The following is a 19,093-nucleotide window of genomic DNA, read 5'->3' as shown; positions in this document are numbered from 1 at the left end:
GGTTTTTTTTTAGCATTTATCCCGATCTTTCTTATTATCTTTATCACGGTTCATAAATGGCAGCTCATAAAGTTTTCCGGCATTTATATCACCAAACTCCATACCGAATTCAACATTGGCCGAGCCATTTTGCCGTCCTTTTTTTCGTTGTTTATTATGATCCACTAGGCTCTTCCCTCTTCCCCATGCTTGGAGTTGCGGTTAGCCATTTTCATGGGATTTTCTCCCTGGCTGAATTCTGCTGAAAACTCTGATTCCTGAAGGTTCTTCTTAGGCGTCTTGCTGTATTTTTCAACTGCATTATACTCAGCTTTTCGTTTGGCCATCCCAATCTCCCCCTGAAAAAATATTTCATAGTGCTAAATCCATTTTAAGGTTTAACACAGCTTTATTTTTAGTAAAAAACATGGTTTCATTCCTATCTGAGTCTTCCTTATTTTACAATCATAAATTTTACTGCGGTGCAAAAAATAGAGTAAAAAGGAATGAGCGATATGACTAATAAAAAGAATAAAGATAACAAGAGCATTGGCATTGATGAGACACTTCCACATCAAATAGAAGCACCGAGCTTTAAAGACACAGGCATGAAACTTCAGTCGCCTTTCAAGAATTCTTTTGGCGTAACCATTGGGGACAGTTATTATTCTTCTGACAGTTCACCGCTGGAAAACTGGAGCGATGAAACAGATCCTGCAGTGATGGCAGGTGAGGATTGGATTCATCCGACAAATGATATCGGCTGGAATACATCGGAAAACAAAGAACTCCTTGAAAGCAAAAAGCCGCCTCAAGCCTCCCCATTCATGCATCCTACTAAAGATGTCAGCCGCGGTACGGATTAATAAGAAAAGTCTTGCGCAAGGCGATGGGGACAAGAAAAAAAGCAGTCCGGAATAATCTTCCGGTCTGCTTTTTTAGCCAATAATAACGCGCTCTTTAGGATAATGAAAATTCGGCTGTTTTTCTTTGCCGCCTATAATAAATAAGAAGGAAGTTAATCCAATTCTTCCAATAAACATTAAGGCCATTATGATACATTTCCCGATCATTGATAATTCCGGTGTGATTCCTAACGACAGACCCGTGGTACCAAAAGCTGAACAGACCTCGAAAATAATTTCAATAAGCTCCATCTGCTTTTCTGTAATGCTTAGAATAACAACAGAGAAAAAACACATTCCAATAGCAAGCAAAGTGATAGCAAGGGATTTCAGAATATCATCTTCATGAATTTCTCTTTTAAATATTTTTATATCCCGATTTCCTTTGGCAAAGTGATATATAAAGAGGATATTCACAGCAAATGTAGTCGTCCTGATGCCCCCGCCGACAGAACTTGGTGATGCCCCAATGAACATTAAAATACTCATTATAATGAGAGTAGGCATTGTAAACTCATTAACATCCATGGTTGATAACCCGCCGCTCCGGGTGGTAGCGGATTGGAAAAATGCATAAAAGAAGCTTTCATGCCAGTTCATGCCTTTGAAATATTGATTAAACTCCATGATGAGCAAAATAACGGTACCAAACACAAGAAGGGCGGCATATGTAACGGTCGTCAATTTTGCAAATAAGGAAAAGCGAAAAGATGGTTCCTGGTCCCATTTATTCCTAAATAGATATTGCTTTAATTCGATAAGAACAGGAAAACCTATAGCTCCTAAAGTAATCAGAATAATATTGATCAGCTGCACGAAATAATCACCGGCATATGGTTTAAGAGAGGCTCCTGTTATATCCATGCCCCCGTTGGTTGTAGCACTGACAGATGCGAACAGCGCATGCAGGAATGCTTCATCCCATGCAGGATAATATTTAAGAAAATGAAAACCCAATATGAGCGCACCAAGCGTTTCAATCACCAATATAATTTTAATGATTTCTTTTACTAAATTGACTAGGCCGGACAAGGCATACTGATTATGATCGACCATGATGAGGCGACGCCCTCTTAATCCAATCTTACGGCCCAGCAGGAGCCAAAAGAATGTGCCTAGCGCCATGATCCCTATCCCGCCAAACTGAAGGATGAACATGATGACAAAATAACCAAAAACACTGTATGTTTCCGATATATCAACCACTGACAGACCGGTTACACTCACTGCACTGACAGCCGTGAAAACTGTATCAATAAATGCAACCTCCACTCCTGGTTTATGTACAGCCGGTATTCTTAATAAAAGTACCGATACAGATACTGCCAATAAATAATATCCGGATATTACTTGGGCAGGTGTCAGTTTATCCAGCCAATTTCTTACGTCTTTCCACATATCATACCTGTCCCCTTCAAAATTTTTCTAACCCTTATCATAATGAATATACCCGGTTTTTAAAAGGGATATTAGAAAATTCGCAGGAAGTTTTTTATTTATATATAATAAAGTCAAAAAATCAAAGGGAGATATAACATGTTGTTGCCTGACCTGGCTGAAAAAATTATAGCTGAAGTGCGTCAGTTTCTTCAGGAAGATATCATAGTTGCCAATACCTGCGGGGTAATCATTGCAAGTACAGATGCAGGCAGAATAGGCAGTTTTCATGAAGGCGCACTGATTTGCATAAAAAATAAAGAAAAGCTGATTATTACCAGGGAGGATCAGTCTCGCCTTCAAGGTGTAAAAGCCGGCATTAACCTGCCGATCTTTTTTAAAGGAGAAACAGTTGGCGTAATTGGCATAACCGGAAATCCCGATAAAATTTCCCCATTCGCAGAAATCATCCGCAAGCTTACAGAGTTATTTATCAGTGAAAGTTACTTTGCAGAGCAGCTCGATTGGCAGGCTCGTGCACTGGAAGGTTTTATGTTTGACTGGCTGCAGGCAAAAGAATGGGATCCCGCATTCAAAGAACGGGCTCATCTTCTGAAAATTAATCTGGCTGTGGACAGACAGGTTTCTATCGCAGAATTCAGGCAAAATAGCCAATTGCTTCATAGGGATCTTTGGAATAGGATATTATCCTGGAGGGAAGCTGGCCCTCATGATATTCTGATCCGCTGGGGCAATAACCGGATAGTGCTTTTAGCTGGAGCTTCTTCAGCACAAAAAGAGAACCTGATAAGAGAAAAGGTCACTCGCTTTCATCGTTTTCTTGAGAACCTTCTGGCCGCTGAAGTAAGTATGGGCACCGGTAAACCACTGCCTCCCTTCAGCCTGTCCGAATCGTTTATGCAGGCAGAACGTGCTTTAAAAATTGCAAAAGACCGTGGCACCATAATTTTTGACCAGGACTTGACCATTGAAATGATTTTTGATGACCTCTCACCAGAAACTAAAAAGGACTTTGTAGAAAGAACAATTGGGACATTCATGAATGAACAGGATCTTATGGTAACCCTTCAGGAACTTTTCAGGCAAAATCACTCTTTGAAAAATACTGCTGAAGCATTGCATATACATATTAACACCCTTCATTACAGACTCAAGAAAATATCGGATCTTTCCGGCCTATACACATCAAATCTGAATGATTTAATGAAATTATTCATTGCGGTAAAACTTTTAGATGAAGGTACAAAAAACAATTAAAATATCCATGAATATTTGTATAGTTAACCATAGCAGGGCATTCCCTGCTTTTTTTATACTTAAAGAAATAGATATTGACAGCTTCCATTAAAGGAGAGGATCCATTTGGTTGACGTACAAATAAAAGAAGAATTAATAGCCGTTGTCGGCGCAGAAAATTATGATGACTCAAAAGCAGGGCGCCTCGTCTATTCATATGACGCTACTCCAAATTTCCAATCGATGCCCGACGCAGTGATCAGTCCGCGAAATACACAGGAAGTATCAAGTATCCTCAAGATTTGCAGCAGCTCAGGAATTCCAATCGTACCAAGGGGATCGGGCACCAATTTATGTGCAGGCACCTGTCCTACAGAAGGCGGAATTGTACTCCTGTTTAAGCATATGAATAAAGTGATTGAAATCGATGAAGAAAATCTTACGGTTACAGTACAGCCCGGTGTCATCACGCTTGACATGATTAACCAGGTTGAAGCAAGAGGGCTTTTTTATCCTCCAGATCCAAGTTCGATGAAAATAAGCACAATCGGAGGAAACATCAATGAAAATTCCGGCGGACTGCGTGGATTGAAATATGGAGTTACAAGGGACTATGTAATGGGGCTGGAAGCTGTACTTGCGGGCGGAGACATTATTAGAACGGGCGGCAAGCTTGCGAAGGACGTGGCAGGATATGATTTTACCAGACTGCTGGTTGGATCTGAAGGAACTTTGGGGATCGTTACGGAAGCAACATTAAAATTAATCCCGCTTCCTGAGTCAAAAAAGACAATGCTTGCTTTATATCAGGATCTTGAACAAGCTGCAAAATCAGTCTCAAAAATCATCGCTGACAAAATCATACCCGCCACCCTTGAGTTTTTAGATCAGCCTACATTAAAGGCAGTTGAGGATTTTGCCCAAATTGGATTGCCAACCGATGTCCAAGCAGTACTTCTTATTGAACAGGATGGTCCGATTGAGGTGGTGGAAAAAGATATGCAGAATATGGCTGAAATCTGCAAGAAACAAGGGGCTGTATCTGTACAGCTCGCAAATTCCGAAATGGAAGCAGAAGCCTTGCGGACTGCAAGGCGTGCCGCATTATCGGCCCTTGCACGCCTTAAGCCCACAACCATTCTTGAAGATGCTACAGTGCCAAGATCTGAAATTGCCAACATGGTAAAAGCAATAAATGAAATTTCCAAAAAATACGGACTTTCCATCTGTACATTTGGCCATGCCGGTGATGGAAATCTGCATCCGACCTGCCCTGCAGATGCCCGGGATAAAGATGAAATGAAACGGGTTGAAAACGCTTTTGAAGAGATTTTTATCAAGGCGATTGAACTTGGAGGGACTATAACAGGCGAACATGGAGTGGGGGTCATGAAAGCTCCCTATCTTGAACTGAAACTTGGCCAGGCTGGCATTGATGCAATGAAAGCTGTTAAGACTGCTTTAGACCCCAATAACATTCTTAATCCCGGCAAAATTTTTGCCAAGGATGACAGAAAACGAGTGGTGGTTGCCCAATGACAACATTAAAAGAACAAATAATCATTCAGGAAGAATTTAAGAACCGAATGAATGAAGATGAACTCCTGAATTGCATGCGCTGTGGCTTTTGCCTCCCTTCCTGCCCCACCTATGTCGAGTCAGGCTTTAAAGAAACACACTCTCCAAGGGGAAGGATCGCGTTAATGAAAGCTGTTGCTGACGGATTAATTGAACCGGATGAAGACGTAGAGAGATCTCTTGATCTTTGCCTGGGCTGCCGGGCATGCGAGCCTGTATGTCCTTCAGGAGTAAAATATGGGCACTTGCTGGAAGAAGCAAGAGATATTATAAATCAGAATAAGAAACATTCGCTTCCGGTCAAAGCGGTTCGCAGTTTGGTCTTTAATGGGCTGTTCCCCCACCAGAACAGAATGAGGGCAGCTGCCGGGCTATTGGGCTTTTATCAGCGTTCAGGTCTCCAATCGGCCGCCAGAAAAACAGGAATGCTGAATTGGCTTCCAAAAAACCTCACGGCCATGGAAAAGGTACTGCCTCAAGTGCCAAAATTAAAAGAAATGAAAAATAGGCCATCATATCTCTCAGCAGATAAACCTATAAAAAAAGCCGCTTTTTTTACTGGGTGCTTAATGGATACGATGTTCCTGGAAACCAATAATGCGACAATAAAACTTCTGCAGCTTGCAGGATGTGAAATCCATATTCCTCAAAATCAAGCCTGCTGCGGTGCTCTTCATGGCCATAGCGGTGAAAAACAGGCGGCTAAAAACTTGGCAAAGCGGAACATAGAGGCTTTTGAGAAGCTGGACGCAGACTATATCATTACAAATGCAGGAGGATGTGGAGCATTCCTTATTGACTACGGCCATCTTCTTAAAGATGACCGGGAATGGCATGAAAGAGCTGTAAAGTTTTCGCAAAAGCTCAAAGATATCAGCGAAATTCTATACGAACTAGAATTCCACAAAAAAGTTAATCTTGAGCTGCCAGGGCAGATCCTAACTTATCAGGATTCCTGTCATTTGCGCAATGTCATGAAAACCTCAGCAGCCCCGCGCACTCTTCTGAATTCAATTAAAGGCATCGAATTCAGGGAAATGAAGGATGCAGACAGATGCTGCGGTTCTGCCGGTATTTATAATATTGTTGAATCTGACATGTCAATGCAAATACTTGATCATAAAATGAGTCAGGCCAAGTCGGCAGATGCAGCAGTAATTGTGACCTCTAATCCGGGCTGTCTTCTGCAGATGAAGCTGGGGATAGAACGTGAAGGTTTATCCGGAAACGTAAAGGCCGTTCATATCGCAGATATTCTTCTGGAAGCTGCTGTTCATAAAGAAACATAAAGAAACTGCTTATGCCGAAATATTACCACTTATGAAACTCCCTTTTTAATTCATACTAAAAATACAGAGGGAAGATAAACTCTGTAAGACCAATAAAAAGGAGTTGAATACAATGGCAAGAAGCAGCAATAAGCTTTTAGTTCCTGGGATTGAACAATACATGGACCAGGTAAAATATGAAATTGCCCAGGAATTTGGTGTTCAATTAGGCTCTGATACTGTATCCCGGGCTAACGGATCTGTGGGCGGAGAAATTACTAAGCGACTAGTACAGCAAGCACAGGCACAAATGTCCGGCCAAAATAATCAATAACAACTTCATATAAATGGAAAAAGTCCGGAGCCATCTCCGGACTTTATTCTTACTTATTCCCTCTGTCATTATGCTTCCCTTGATTGTTTCCGCTGGCATTATTTCGATTGTTCCTGTCTTTCTGATTCTTATCAGGACCATTACCGCCTCTGTTTTTCCCATTATCTTTTTCTTTGGGATTTCTCTCGGGGTTTTTTCTGTTTTCATTAGCTTTATTATTTTTTTTTTCGCTTGGACGATTTTGATGTTTTTGGGCTTTTACGTTATTTTCTTGATTTATCTTTTCTTTATTATCATGCCTTTTTCCAGGATTATTTCCATTGTTTTTACCGCTGTTATTCTGCTGGTTCCCAGATTTCTTTATTTGCCCTGGAACAGCAGGTTTTTCTTTATGATCTTCTATTTTCTCCTGCTTTTTTAATTGGATTTGCGTATTTTCTGCCGGCTTTTGCGGAGCAGGAATTTCTTTATCTGTCTGTTTAACAGGATTTGCAGGTTCAGGCATTTCTATCTTGTCAGCGTCAGCTTTTATTTTATTTTCTTTATATAATCCAGGTGAGAGCCCTTTTTCAATAGCAGCTTCTCTTTCCTCTTCACTTGCTTCCAGTAAAGTTACTTCAAGCTGCTCTTTTTGTGCAGCTTGTTTTATATCTGCCAGCTCCTTCTGAATACGCTTATCCGCTTCTTTACTCTGTTCTGTATAAACGGCAGCAATGACTACTTCTTTATTTTCTTTAAAATAACCCTGTTTCTTTATCTGAAGAAGAATTTTGTCAGCTACATCATGAATGCTGTTTTTTTCCCATTTCTTGATGTTTTGTATAATTAGTTCTCCTTCCTCATTATAAGGAACGAGCTTTACTACCTGATATTTTTGATTGACCCCTAGTTCAATACTCGGATTAACGTCGATTGACATATATGCATACACTTCGTCATTTTGCAGGAACGGCAGAAATGAAACGATAGCGAGCATTAGTGCAAAAGCTGCTGCCATTAATCCTTTTCCTTTAAATAGATTAAAAATAGTTAAAGGCGACGACTTTTTTCCGTTTTTCAGTTCTATTGGGAAGAATTCAATTTCCTGGCCAAGTGTATATGCCCCATCTTGTTTTCGGGCCCGCAGAAATTCACCTTCCGGGGTTAATAGTGTTAAAAAACGTTCGTTTATTTCCATGATAATTCCTGTTTTCACGTTTCCAACACCCCTTTTATATAATCCTTTAGAAAGATATAATCGCCAGTTAATATCAGTGATATGGCAATTATATATTTCCTATTTCTCTCTATTGTTTTTCTGCTTAAGGATACATAGCTCTCAAGCTGCTTTATCGGCAGCTTTTTTTTATCATAAAGTATGTTTTTGAGTTCATCATTTTCAACCAGAATCTTGGCTACTGTCATCGCATTTTTTCGTGCATCAGCATGTTTTGGAGACTGTTCGATCAGATCGCTGAAGGTAAGATCGAATTCCTGCAGAACCTGTGTAAACTGGAGAATTTCTTCTTTTCTCAGTTCTTCATCCGTTTTTTTCCTGAAGTCTTCAATGGACAATTCGTCTTCAATCGCAGAACCCGTATCATCATCTTCCTGATTAGAGCCTCCATTAAAACTAAGATTCTGAAATTTGGATTGCTTACGGATATAATCAATAACCCGTCTTTTAATCAGCACTTCCGAAAAACTGATCAATGAACTCCCTTTATCAGGACTATACTTTTGAATGGCTTCATTAAAAGCGATGAGACCAATGCTGAATTCATCATCTGATTCGTGTATGTATCTCTTGCAGACTGATGATACTGTTTTAGCAATAAACGGCTTATATGACTCTATTAGCTCATTATTTAATGCTGTATCTCCCTGCTGTATTAACTCTACCGTTTCTTCGAGCGTTCTTTTACGCTTCTTTGCCAAAAACAATAAACTTAGCAATTGCCCCACCTCTTTTCAAAACACATTATATCATACGGTGTCCAGATTATTTTTTTTAGGGTGGTTTTATTGGCAAAGGAAATGAAAGCCTCGAGGCGCTTTCTTTTCCAGCATAAATCAGTTGCCTTTATTCTCTTTTCCTTGACCTTTTACTTCTTCAGCTTTCAATTTTCCTTTGCCGGCATGGCTCTTTGCCTCTGCCTGCTTTTCTTGAACTTTCTTTGCCTGCTGTTCTTTTGCTGCTTTCCAATCTGCCTCACGTGCTGCTTTTTCAGCTTGTTTAGCTGCATCGCGTGCTTCCTTTTCTGCTTTTTTAGCTTCTTCTCGTGCCGCCTTTGCTTCTGCTCTCTTTTTAGCCTCTAAAGCCTTTGCCTCTTTTTTCTTCTCAGCTTTAGCTGCATCTTTTACCTCTTTAGACACCTTCACGGCATTTTCAGGTAACACAGTTTTCTCTTCAGAAGCTGATTCATCCATCTCTTTCTCCGGATCTTCTGCTGCTTCAGCTTCTTCAGATTTAATCGGAGCAGGCGCCATTTCTGAAGATTGCCCAGCCTGGTCAATTCCAGTATATTCTTTTTCTTCTATCAATTGTTCAGACCATTTTTCAGTGAACTTAGCAATGTTCTTTTGCATCGCTAAAACAGAGGGATGGTTTTCATCGAATCTTTCTGAAAACTTAGCAAGATTTGCCTGAAGGGCAATGATATTCTGGGCAAGGATTTCTTTTATTTCATCTTCAGTTTCCTTGTTGGCCGTGTCATTATCAGAAGAATCTTCACGGTCTGCATCGTCTTCATCTGGAGTTTCCACTTCAGCTGATTCGTCTAGATTACCGTTGTCCTCCTCATCTGATATTGATTTTCCCAGGTCTTCATTCGCTTCTTCATCAACGATAGTTTCAGCGTTTTCCATCTGTTCCAGTGCTTTTTCTATTGCTTCTAAAGCTTCTTCTCCCTTTCCTTCAGCAAAAAGTGCTTCTGCTTCCGCCATACGCTCTGAAGCATAATCGGCAAGCAATTTTGCATCTTTAATGTCATCAAAAGTTAGAGCAAGCTTCACTTTTTCCAATGCAATCTTTGCAAAGTAGAAGAAGCTTCCAGGCAATAGAGATGGGGCTTCTTCATCAAGCTCTTCTTTATCATTTTCAATGGATTCTGCTGCATCTTTTTTTGATTCAGCAGTTGCTTCAGCTGAAGGATCATTTTTTATTTCAACTGTTTCAAATTCTTCATCTTCCTTGTTCTCACTTGCAAAGGCTGTTGCGGCTGAAAATGTGAATGTTCCCGCAATTACCAGTGCAAGTGTGCTTTTTGCCATTTTATTCATTTCTTTACTGGATAAAAATTTCAATAATTTCACCTCAAAATTTAATTAAAGCGGCCGCTTGTTCATTACAACTGTACGGATTCATGAAAGAGATTTTTGGGGGTTATTAAAAAATTTATTTTTAAAAAAGATAAAAAGCTTTAACATCACTAAATTGATTAGTGTGCCAAAGCTTTTTTCATTAATTAAATGATGTGCCATCTTAACTTTCCACCGGGTGCTTTCTACATTTCAAAATGATCCACCTGATCAATAGACCGGTGAATACACCCGGAATTACAAAGAGCATAGGAAGAAAGACCGGTCCGAAAAAAATCCCAAATAATTTCAGCTTGGTTGAGTACATAAGTCCTACTGTCACAAAGTAGGCACTGAACACAAAGGGAAGGAAAGATAATTCTTCATTTTCCGGCATAGCAGTACGATATGCATCCCACATTGCAAACATGTAAAGACAAGGGTAAAACATGAGCCACTGATAATTTAGGACATGAACCGCTTTGTCAATTTCTCCCATGAAACTGAGCATGATGGCTGAATTAAAATGGCTGTATACATTAATGATGAATTCAAGCGCGACAAATAAAGTTCCCTTCCACAGCTTCCCCATTAATAATTGGCTAAAACCAGGCAATGCAATACTCCAAAAAACTGCTTCTAGTTTACTGAATTTTTTCATTTCATTACCACCAGCTACAAGTCGATACTTTTATTGTGCTCTGTTTATAGGTCAATTATCAATGAATTTTCCAGATATTTTCCTGAAAATCCAATAGGAAGTTATTTCCATTTTGAAATGCCATGACAAAAGGCCCCTTCTTATCGAAGGAGCCTGCACGGATTAAGTATTTTCATCCTTGTTGTGTTCTTTTTTTTCTTTGTTATTTTCTTTTACAATTTTTAACAACTCTTCTAGCATGGCTGCCATATCATCTCTGCTGTAGGAACTGGCTTCAGAGGTTTGAAGCTGATTTTTGTCTTCTGCACTTTTATTGTGATTCCAATCTTTATCCACTCTTTCTTCAAGCAGATAGGCTGGCACTAAATGGCCATCCGGTGTTGCATACATTTTATTTAACCGCCTTGTATCCTTGTCAAAGAAACTATATACAACAGGTATCACAAATAGTGTCAGGAATGTACTGCTGATCAGCCCGCCTATCAGAGCAATTCCCATAGGCTGGTTAATTTCAGTACCTTCCCCTAAACCAAGGGCAAGAGGAACTAACCCAAGTATGGTTGTTAAAGCTGTCATAAGTATCGGTCTTGCACGGTCCTTAACGGAAATAATTATGGCATCATAGGTCTTAAGGCCAATTTCTTTCTTTTGGTTAATATAATCGACAATGACTATTGCATTATTAACTACAATTCCTGCCAGCACAATAATCCCGATTATTGCTGTTAAGCTAATAGGTGTTTGGGTTGCTGTAAGAGCAATTGCCACCCCGATCACCATGAGAGGCACAGTAAACATGATAACTAAAGGATACTTCAGCGACTCAAATTGGGCTGCCATTACAAGATATATAAAGATGATTGCCAGAACAAAGGCCAGAATCAGGTCATCAATGGATGATTCCAGCAACTCCCTGTCACCGCTAAAAACGATTTCCGTTTCATCCGGCAAATCCAGATCAGCAATTTCTTTATCCACTGCTTTTGACATGGCACCCATGTTTGTTGAAGACTTGTACTTTAATGTAAATTGAACAGCATCCTGCTGGTTGATGCGCTGAATATTGACCGGCCCTTCTCCGCGTTCTATATTAGTTACGTCACTCAGAGTAGCATAATTTCCATCAGGCTTTTTTATAAGCAATTTTTTTAAATTATCAATATCCTGTGTGACTTCCCGATCGTACTCAACAAAAACGCCATATATATTCGATTCTTCATCTATCATTTGTGTTGCCCGATTGCCACGTGTTACATCATTTACTGCCATGGCTACCTGGGCAGGAGCCAGGCCTTGCTCAAGTGCCTTTTCACGGTCCACAGTAATTTGAATTTCTTCAACTGTATCCATAAGGTCAGTGGATAATTCTGTTACATCATCTAAGTCCTTCAATCTATTATAGATTTTATCTGCATTTTCCGTTAAGCGATTTGGATCTGTATCCTTTACACTGAAAGTCAGAGTATTCGGAGCTGTACCGGATGAGGATTGCATGTTAAATGAGAGTTCGGCAGTTTCATTAACCTTTGATGCAGCATTTTCCAGATCCTTTTTGATATCATCGGCAAATTCAAAGGTTGATCTTTCACGCTGATCAAGCCCTTTCATTTTGATGTACAATTCAGCGATATTGGCATTCTTCGAGCCCCGGAAGGATCCTTCCTGTGTAGTTCCGATGAGGCCGACATATGTATCTACCTCTTCTTCATCCTTTAATTCTTCCTCTAAAGCAGATATAACTTTTTCAGTTTCTGAAAGTGCAGTGCCATTTTCAAGCTCCATACGCACCGTAAAGAAGCCTTCATCTGTATTTGGAAGAAATTGTGTGCCTAAGGTGGTCATTCCAAAGCTTCCCGCTGCCAATAACAGCATGGTGATCGCTATTACCACTGCGCGATTCCGCAAAGACCACTTAATTGATTTTTCAAGTGAACGCATTAAGCCTGATTCCTGCCTTTTTGTCTCAATATTTGCTTTTGGAGACTTCAGCAGCCGGCTCGCCAGCATTGGCACAACTGTCAGTGCAACAGCTAGAGATGCAAATAAGCTAAAGGAAATGGTCAGGGCAAACTCCTTAAACAATTCACCGATGATTCCAGTAATAAATACTACTGGAAGGAATACAGCGACAGTCGTTAGTGTGGAAGCAGTAATCGCACCTCCTACTTCTTTTGCTCCATCGCTGGCCGCCGTTTTAGGATCTTTCCCCATTGATAAATGGCGGTAAATATTTTCAATAACTACAATGGAATTATCCACCAGCATCCCAATTCCAAGCGCTAATCCGCCCAGCGTCATAATATTTAAGGTGAAATTTGAAAAATACATTAAAACAAACGTAAAAATAACAGAGTAAGGAATTGAGATGCCAATAATAAGCGGGCTTTTAACATTCTTCAAAAAGAAAAATAGCACAATCATCGCAAAAGCACCGCCAAGAATCAGTGAATTGGAGATATTCTCTATTGCAAGTTTTATGTAATCCCCCTGATCAAAAAGAATTTCTGATTCAATATTTTCAAACTGTTCTTTCTCAAGAAGATCATCCAATTTCTGTATGAATTGATTTGAAACTTCTGCCGTATTAGCGTCTGACTGCTGCAGGACACTCAGCAAGACAGATGGAGACTGGTTTGTGCGCGTGATAGTGCGATCATCCTGGCTGGCCAGCTGAACCTCTGAAATATCTTCAAGGCTTACTTTATCGCCTGTTGCAGGGTCAACTGTTACAGTAAGTTTTTTCAGCGTTTCAAGGGAATCAATGGAACTAATGATCCTGGTTGTCAGTTCTTTTCCCTCAGTCAAAACCGGATCACCCGGCATTGAAATATTATTGGATTCAATTACATCGACAACATCTGCCTGGCTTAGTTTGAAATCTCTTAGTTTTTCCTGATCAAGTTCCACCCTTACTTCCTTAATGGCTGTTCCGGAGAGATTTACGCTTGCTACTCCTTTAACCTTGGTCAGCTCCAGGTTCAGTTGTTCTGCAAGCCTTCTCAATACTTCAGGCTCTTCATCTGCACTAAGGGATAATTGTATGATAGGAAACTGGGCAGGATCAAACTTCATAAATCGCGGTTTATCGGCTTCATCAGGAAGCTGTGTCTGGTCCAGTCTTTGAATAACCTCATTTTGTATTTCATCAATATCTGTCGTCCAGGAAAATTGCATCAGAATGAAATTTGCGCTCTCTTGCGAGGTAGAAGTTAAGGTTTTAATCCCCGGCAATGTTGCCAAATTTTCCTCGAGCGGCTTTGTTACTTTTTCCACAACTTCATCGGGACTTGCTCCTGGATACGAAGTTACTACTACTCCTACAGGAGGATTCAGATCGGGTATGAGCTTTAATGGAATATTCATGAGGGAGACAGCCCCTAAAATAAGCACTAAGAACATCGTAACCAATGTAAAGATTGGCCTTTTGATTGAAAAATCACTTATTCGCACACATTCTGCTCCTTTCAAAGTCAGTAATTAATGACGGCTGCAAGATAGATATAAACACATTTCAACTATATTAAAGCAGCTATCACTATGCAAGAAATCAGTGTGCTGCTGAATGGTGATAGAGAACAATATCTATGACTTTAAAGGGGCTCAATCACCCCAAAAAAGACATTGCCTAAACCTTTGCCCACAGAAAAAAGCAGCATTACACAGCTGCTTTTTTCTCAATTTTTTCGATTTTTAAACCAGTGAATCCATAGATAAGAGTAATAACTGGACTTAGTATGCAGAAGAACGCAAACGGCATGTAAGCTGCTGTTTCCACCCCTAGTACACCTGCCAGAAAAACTCCGCAAACACTCCACGGGACTAACGGGTTTACCACGGTGCCGGCATCCTCAAGAATCCTTGAAAGATTTTTCGGGTGCAGACCGGCTTTTTCAAAAGGCTCTCTGAACGCATTCCCAGTTAAGAGAATCGACAGATATTGTTCTCCAAGCAGGAAGTTAATGCCGATTGCTGTTCCTGCTGCTGCTGCCACTAGAGAGGACACACGATTCAAAACACCTTTGATTCCTTCAAGCAAAGCTGGAAGAATGCCAAGCTTAAAGAATAAGCCTCCCATGGAAAGTGCAAGCAATACCAATGAAATAGAAAACATCATACTTTCCATGCCGCCTCTTGATAATAGTGCGTCTACTTCCTCTGAACCACTTTTTGAGACATATCCTGAAAACAGCAATGACATCACTTTTTCGAAACCGAAGCTGTTTTGAACAAAGATGGCCAGGATTAAAGCCGATAAAATTCCGGCTGACAGCGTGATGATAGCCGATACTCTTTTAATGGCCAGTATTGTCAAAATGACAAATGGAATTATGGAGTACCAATGTACCAGCCCCTCATCCAGCAGAGTTTTTTTCAGCTGGGCAATTTTTGAAAAATCAGATGCTGCCTCGCCTGGTGACAGCACAGCAAAAATTGCCAAAGAAATAATAAACGAAGGGATCGTTGTCCATGCCATGGTCTTTATATGCTCAAATAAATCCACCTTAACTGTCGATGATGCCAGATTAGTTGTATCAGACAACGGAGACATTTTATCTCCAAAAAAAGCACCGGAAATAACTGCACCTGCTGTAATCGCATCCGAAAGACCCAAAGCAGAGCTGACTCCCATAAAGGCCACTCCCAATGTAGCAGCCGTTGTAAGCGAGCTTCCAATGCTCATGCCAATCACTGATGCTACCACAAACACAATGGCATAAAAGAACTTTCCATTAACAGCTTCCAAAGCCATGTAAATAAATGTTGGAATGGTTCCGCTTGCCATCCAGCTGCTTATCAGCATGCCGATTAAAAAGAAAATGAAAATCGCCCCTAATCCGGACTGGGCACCTTCTATCAGCCCCTTTTCCAGCTGTGTAATGGATACTTTTTTTATTAAACCGTAAGCAATTAACCCCATTATCGCGAAAACAACGGGAATATGAGGCACTGCCCCTGCGAAAATAATAGAATAACTGATCCCTCCAAGGATTAATAGAGTGACAATAAGTGCCTCAAGCGGCTTCAAATTCAATGCTGCATGTTCCTGATGCATAATGTATTCCTCCTAAAAAAATACAAGAAATTCGAGAGCAAACAAAAAGAGCCCTCTCGCCTATAGGGACGAAGGAGCTCCGCGGTACCACCCTAATTGATAAGCCATTTATGCTTACCCGCTTAAAGAGAATGTCCTGTGAAATGCAGTTGTATTTCGACCAATTGCTGCCTGAATTTTCATCACCCATTCAGTTTCTATCTGCTGCCGGCAACTGCTCTACTTTCTTCTGCGGACAAAGTCTATATTTTTATCGAGATTGAACTTCCTGCTTTTTAACTTAAACGCTTTTTAGTACTAAAGCGGATGTGTTAATACTATATTATCTATTGATGAATATGTCAATAGGAGTGACAGAGGAATTTACAGGAATTGAATCAGGAGAAGAGAGGCTGATCATTTACAGGGACCAAAAGCAGAAACGGCCCCTAAAAGAGGCCGCATGATTATTCTGAGTCCATCGGATTATATAGTTTTACATCCGGGTTTTTTTCCTGGAACCACCGGAGTGCAAAGTCATTTTCAAAAAGAAAAACGTTTTTGTCATAACGGTCTTTAACCAGGAGACTTCTTCCGCTGGAAAGATTTTCGTTGACCTCATCGCCTTCTACCCAGCGGGCGATTTTGGAGCCTTGCCTTTCCATATAAACTTCTGTGTTATATTCATTTTTCATGCGATGTTCAAAAACTTCAAATTGCAGCTGTCCAACTGCACCGAGAAGGTATTCTTCCATTTTTACTGTTTTAAACAGCTGGATGGCTCCTTCCTGCACCAGCTGCTGGATGCCCTTATGAAAATGTTTTTGCTTCATGACATTTTTGGCAGTTACTTTTACAAATAGCTCAGGTGTAAATTGAGGTAGACGTTCGTATTGGAAATTATTTTTACCTGCCGTTAACGTATCGCCAATCTGGTAAGTTCCCGGGTCATAAATTCCAATGATATCCCCGCTTACGGCAGTATCGACTGTACTTCTGTCATCAGCCATGAATTGTGTGGACTGCGCAAGCTTGATGGACTTTCCGATTCTTGGTATATTTACAGCCATGCCTCTTTCAAATTGGCCTGAACAAATTCTTAAAAATGCTATCCGGTCGCGATGAGCAGGATTCATATTTGCCTGAATTTTAAATATGAAGCCAGAAAATTCTTCTGACAGCGGATCAATTTCACCTGCTGAAGAATTCCTCGGCTGCGGCGGCGGTGCAAATTGGAGATAAGACTCAAGGAATGTCTGTACACCAAAGTTGGTCAGCGCGCTTCCAAAAAACACAGGGGTCAATTCTCCCTTTGCAATTCTCTCTCTTGAAAACTCATTGCCCGCTTCATTTAACAGCATAATTTCTTCAAGAGTCTGATCATATAGACCAGAATCCTTAATGGAGTGGTTTCCCTCTATTTCGCCTTCCTCATTCAGTGAAATAAAGCGGTCCTCTTCCTCTACTCTGAATTGCTCAATTCGATTATTAAACCGATCATAAATTCCGAGGAATTCTTTCCCCATCCCGATTGGCCAGTTCATAGGATATGATTCAATTCCCATGACCTCTTCTAATTCCGCAAGGAGCTCAAGCGGTGCCTTTCCCTGGCGGTCAAGCTTATTCATAAATGTAAAGATCGGAATTCCTCTCATGCGGCAGACCTTGAATAATTTAAGTGTCTGCTCTTCGATGCCTTTCGCTGAGTCAATGATCATAACAGCACTATCAACGGCTGTCAGCGTACGATACGTGTCTTCACTGAAATCCTGGTGACCAGGAGTATCTAGAATATTAACGCGCGCACCATCATATTCAAACTGCATCACACTGGAGGTAACAGAAATACCGCGCTGCTTTTCAATTTCCATCCAGTCGCTTGTTGCATACTTGCCTGTCTTCTTTCCTTTAACTGTACCCGCGTCACGAATGGCACCCCCGAATAATAGGAGTTTTTCTGTCAGCGTCGTTTTACCGGCATCCGGGTGGGAAATGATTGCAAAGGTGCGGCGGGATAAAACTTCTTCTTTAAAATTTTTGGACATATTGGTTCCTCACTTACTTATATGAAAATTTGTTTATCGCAGTCTAACGGTCAGTTTGACTCCCATGTCGTACACATAGCAAATTGAGAATGGGTAAGCGGGAGTCTAAACTGCCCGTATAGGCCCGAATGAAGCACAAAGACTAAGAATGCCACGTCCTCCCAAAAGCTGCCGCTTTCGGTCGTGCGATGTATCGCTCTGTAGCTTTCCTTATCCTGTGGCAACGTCTTTGTGACCCACATCGTGCGGGCCTCAACTTACAATCAGCGGGGGATGAACCCCCACAGATTGAAGTTTCACTTTATCAAGCAATCAATGTGACACTTAATTATTGCAATACCTTCAATTTTATCGCTCCGAAGTAAAGTTTGCAACGCATTTTAAGATTGCATATTTCTTTTTATAAATCTTTTTCAGGCTTATAATAGTGAAACAAAATATAAAAAAGGAGGTTGCAAATGGACACAATTACTCATACTTTATTCGGCTTGGGCCTTTACGGTGCAGTTAATAAACGAGATATGGATAAGAACACCAAGAGAGCGTACTTGCTTACCGCCGTGGGGGCAAGCCAAATTCCGGATATTGATGTCATCTCCCGCTTATGGGATACAGAAGGACTTTATCAGATGTGGCACAGAGGCATTACCCATTCAGTTTTTCTTACTCCGGTTTGGGCTCTGCTGTTTTTTCTGCTATCCTTCCTGCTCTTCAAAGTTAAGGATAAGAAGCTTTTCCTGCTGGGTTGGCTTGCAGTTTTCATACATAATACAAGTGATTTATTCAATGCATGGGGAACGGGATACTTGGAGCCATTTTCAAATATGAGGATTACCTTTGGCACGATTCCTATTGTTGATTTAGTGATTTGGTTCATCATGGGAACTGCTTTTATTTACTCTAGAAGAAACAAACTGAAATCACCTTACTACTTTAGAGTGGCATGGGCCTTTTTGTTGGTGCATGTTATCATCCAAAGCACTCAGGGATTTATTATTTATAAGCAGTATGATGATCAATATGATCAAGTTGCCCTCTCGGCAGATTTTATTCCATGGACCTTTTCAGTTATAACCAAAAAAGACGATGAGGTAATCATCTTTAATGATAACCTTTTTAAGAAAGAGGAAACTCAATATGTGCTTCAATCCAGAGAAACTGCTGATTTAGATAAATTGTTTTCTCAGCGTCCTGAAGCTAGAACCCTTTATGAATGGTCCCCATTTGTCGTTCTTGTTGATGATGATGAAAGGCTTGGCCTCTATGATCCCCGATTTTACAGAAACGGTCAGTCTTTTCTGTTTGAATATATCGAGAAAAATACAGAAAGATGAGCATCTTGCTCATCTTTTTTATTTTCACCATGTATGCTGCATGC

Annotated in this window: 16 protein-coding genes; 6 read left to right on the top strand and 10 right to left on the bottom strand. The window is 40.5% G+C overall.

Translation table 11 applies throughout. The features are described 5' to 3' along the window. Nucleotides 1-9: 9 nt before the first annotated feature. Together A361_RS30440 and A361_RS30435 are read right to left on the bottom strand one after the other, a co-directional pair. The gene (locus A361_RS30440; RefSeq protein WP_009331079.1) at nt 10-165 is read right to left on the bottom strand and encodes a hypothetical protein; all 156 of its coding nucleotides are present in this window, start codon (nt 163-165) and stop codon (nt 10-12) included. Next, nucleotides 165-326: a hypothetical protein gene (locus tag A361_RS30435; protein ID WP_019381612.1), complete on the bottom strand. Its 162-nt coding sequence runs from the start codon at nt 324-326 to the stop codon at nt 165-167. The genes A361_RS30440 and A361_RS30435 overlap by 1 nt, the downstream gene beginning before the upstream one ends. Nucleotides 327-494: 168 nt before the next feature. Here A361_RS30435 and A361_RS08315 point away from each other — a divergent pair, with 168 nt between their 5' ends. Continuing rightward, on the top strand, nt 495-845 hold the full coding sequence (locus tag A361_RS08315; RefSeq protein ID WP_019381611.1) for a DUF3905 domain-containing protein: 351 nt from the start codon (nt 495-497) through the stop codon (nt 843-845). Nucleotides 846-917: 72 nt separating this feature from the next. On the opposite strand, the gene A361_RS08310 is transcribed toward A361_RS08315, so the two are convergent. After that, the gene (locus A361_RS08310) at nt 918-2,282 is read right to left on the bottom strand and encodes a TrkH family potassium uptake protein (RefSeq protein WP_009331082.1); all 1,365 of its coding nucleotides are present in this window, start codon (nt 2,280-2,282) and stop codon (nt 918-920) included. 138 nt (nt 2,283-2,420) lie between these two features. On the opposite strand from A361_RS08310, the gene A361_RS08305 reads away from it, so the two are divergent. From A361_RS08305 to A361_RS08290, 4 genes are all read left to right on the top strand, one after another. Then, entirely contained in the window at nt 2,421-3,539 is a 1,119-nt protein-coding gene (locus A361_RS08305) for a CdaR family transcriptional regulator (RefSeq protein WP_019381610.1), read from the top strand. A 105-nt stretch (nt 3,540-3,644) separates the two neighbouring features. Then, on the top strand, nt 3,645-5,057 hold the full coding sequence (gene glcD / locus A361_RS08300) for a glycolate oxidase subunit GlcD (protein ID WP_009331084.1): 1,413 nt from the start codon (nt 3,645-3,647) through the stop codon (nt 5,055-5,057). Next, nucleotides 5,054-6,385 carry a (Fe-S)-binding protein gene (locus A361_RS08295; protein WP_009331085.1) on the top strand — a complete coding sequence of 444 codons (1,332 nt, stop codon included), beginning with the start codon at nt 5,054-5,056 and terminating at the stop codon, nt 6,383-6,385. The genes glcD and A361_RS08295 overlap by 4 nt, the downstream gene beginning before the upstream one ends. A gap of 112 nt (nt 6,386-6,497) precedes the next feature. Then, nucleotides 6,498-6,698 (top strand): alpha/beta-type small acid-soluble spore protein, encoded by a 201-nt coding sequence (locus A361_RS08290; RefSeq protein WP_009331086.1) that lies wholly within the window; start codon nt 6,498-6,500, stop codon nt 6,696-6,698. 49 nt (nt 6,699-6,747) lie between these two features. Here A361_RS08290 and A361_RS08285 read toward each other — a convergent pair whose 3' ends face one another. The 7 genes from A361_RS08285 to A361_RS08255 all read right to left on the bottom strand — a co-directional run bounded on the left by A361_RS08285 (nt 6,748) and on the right by A361_RS08255 (nt 17,715). Then, nucleotides 6,748-7,893 (bottom strand): anti-sigma factor domain-containing protein, encoded by a 1,146-nt coding sequence (locus A361_RS08285; protein WP_019381609.1) that lies wholly within the window; start codon nt 7,891-7,893, stop codon nt 6,748-6,750. Then, nucleotides 7,890-8,633, bottom strand: a complete 744-nt coding sequence (gene sigI, locus A361_RS08280; RefSeq protein ID WP_009331088.1) for an RNA polymerase sigma factor SigI — start codon at nt 8,631-8,633, stop codon at nt 7,890-7,892. The genes A361_RS08285 and sigI overlap by 4 nt, the downstream gene beginning before the upstream one ends. A gap of 117 nt (nt 8,634-8,750) precedes the next feature. Beyond that, nucleotides 8,751-9,959, bottom strand: coding sequence for a DUF5667 domain-containing protein (locus A361_RS08275; protein ID WP_162272001.1), 1,209 nt, complete (start codon nt 9,957-9,959; stop codon nt 8,751-8,753). 202 nt (nt 9,960-10,161) lie between these two features. Beyond that, nucleotides 10,162-10,638: a hypothetical protein gene (locus tag A361_RS08270; RefSeq protein WP_009331091.1), complete on the bottom strand. Its 477-nt coding sequence runs from the start codon at nt 10,636-10,638 to the stop codon at nt 10,162-10,164. 162 nt (nt 10,639-10,800) lie between these two features. Continuing rightward, nucleotides 10,801-14,088, bottom strand: a complete 3,288-nt coding sequence (locus tag A361_RS08265) for an efflux RND transporter permease subunit (protein WP_026041692.1) — start codon at nt 14,086-14,088, stop codon at nt 10,801-10,803. A gap of 205 nt (nt 14,089-14,293) precedes the next feature. After that, the gene (gene nhaC / locus A361_RS08260) at nt 14,294-15,691 is read right to left on the bottom strand and encodes a Na+/H+ antiporter NhaC (protein WP_019381604.1); all 1,398 of its coding nucleotides are present in this window, start codon (nt 15,689-15,691) and stop codon (nt 14,294-14,296) included. A gap of 446 nt (nt 15,692-16,137) precedes the next feature. Then, the gene (locus A361_RS08255; protein WP_009331094.1) at nt 16,138-17,715 is read right to left on the bottom strand and encodes a peptide chain release factor 3; all 1,578 of its coding nucleotides are present in this window, start codon (nt 17,713-17,715) and stop codon (nt 16,138-16,140) included. Between the two features lie 458 nt (nt 17,716-18,173). On the opposite strand from A361_RS08255, the gene A361_RS08250 reads away from it, so the two are divergent. Continuing rightward, complete coding sequence (locus A361_RS08250; RefSeq protein ID WP_019381602.1) at nt 18,174-19,049, top strand: metal-dependent hydrolase; 876 nt, start codon at nt 18,174-18,176, stop codon at nt 19,047-19,049. Nucleotides 19,050-19,093 lie beyond the last annotated feature (44 nt).

The sequence above is a fragment of the Cytobacillus oceanisediminis 2691 genome, from assembly GCF_000294775.2.
Taxonomy (GTDB): domain Bacteria; phylum Bacillota; class Bacilli; order Bacillales; family Cytobacillaceae; genus Cytobacillus; species Cytobacillus pseudoceanisediminis.
Note: the sequence above shows the minus strand (reverse complement) of the source record. Positions and strands in the feature narration are given on the sequence as shown.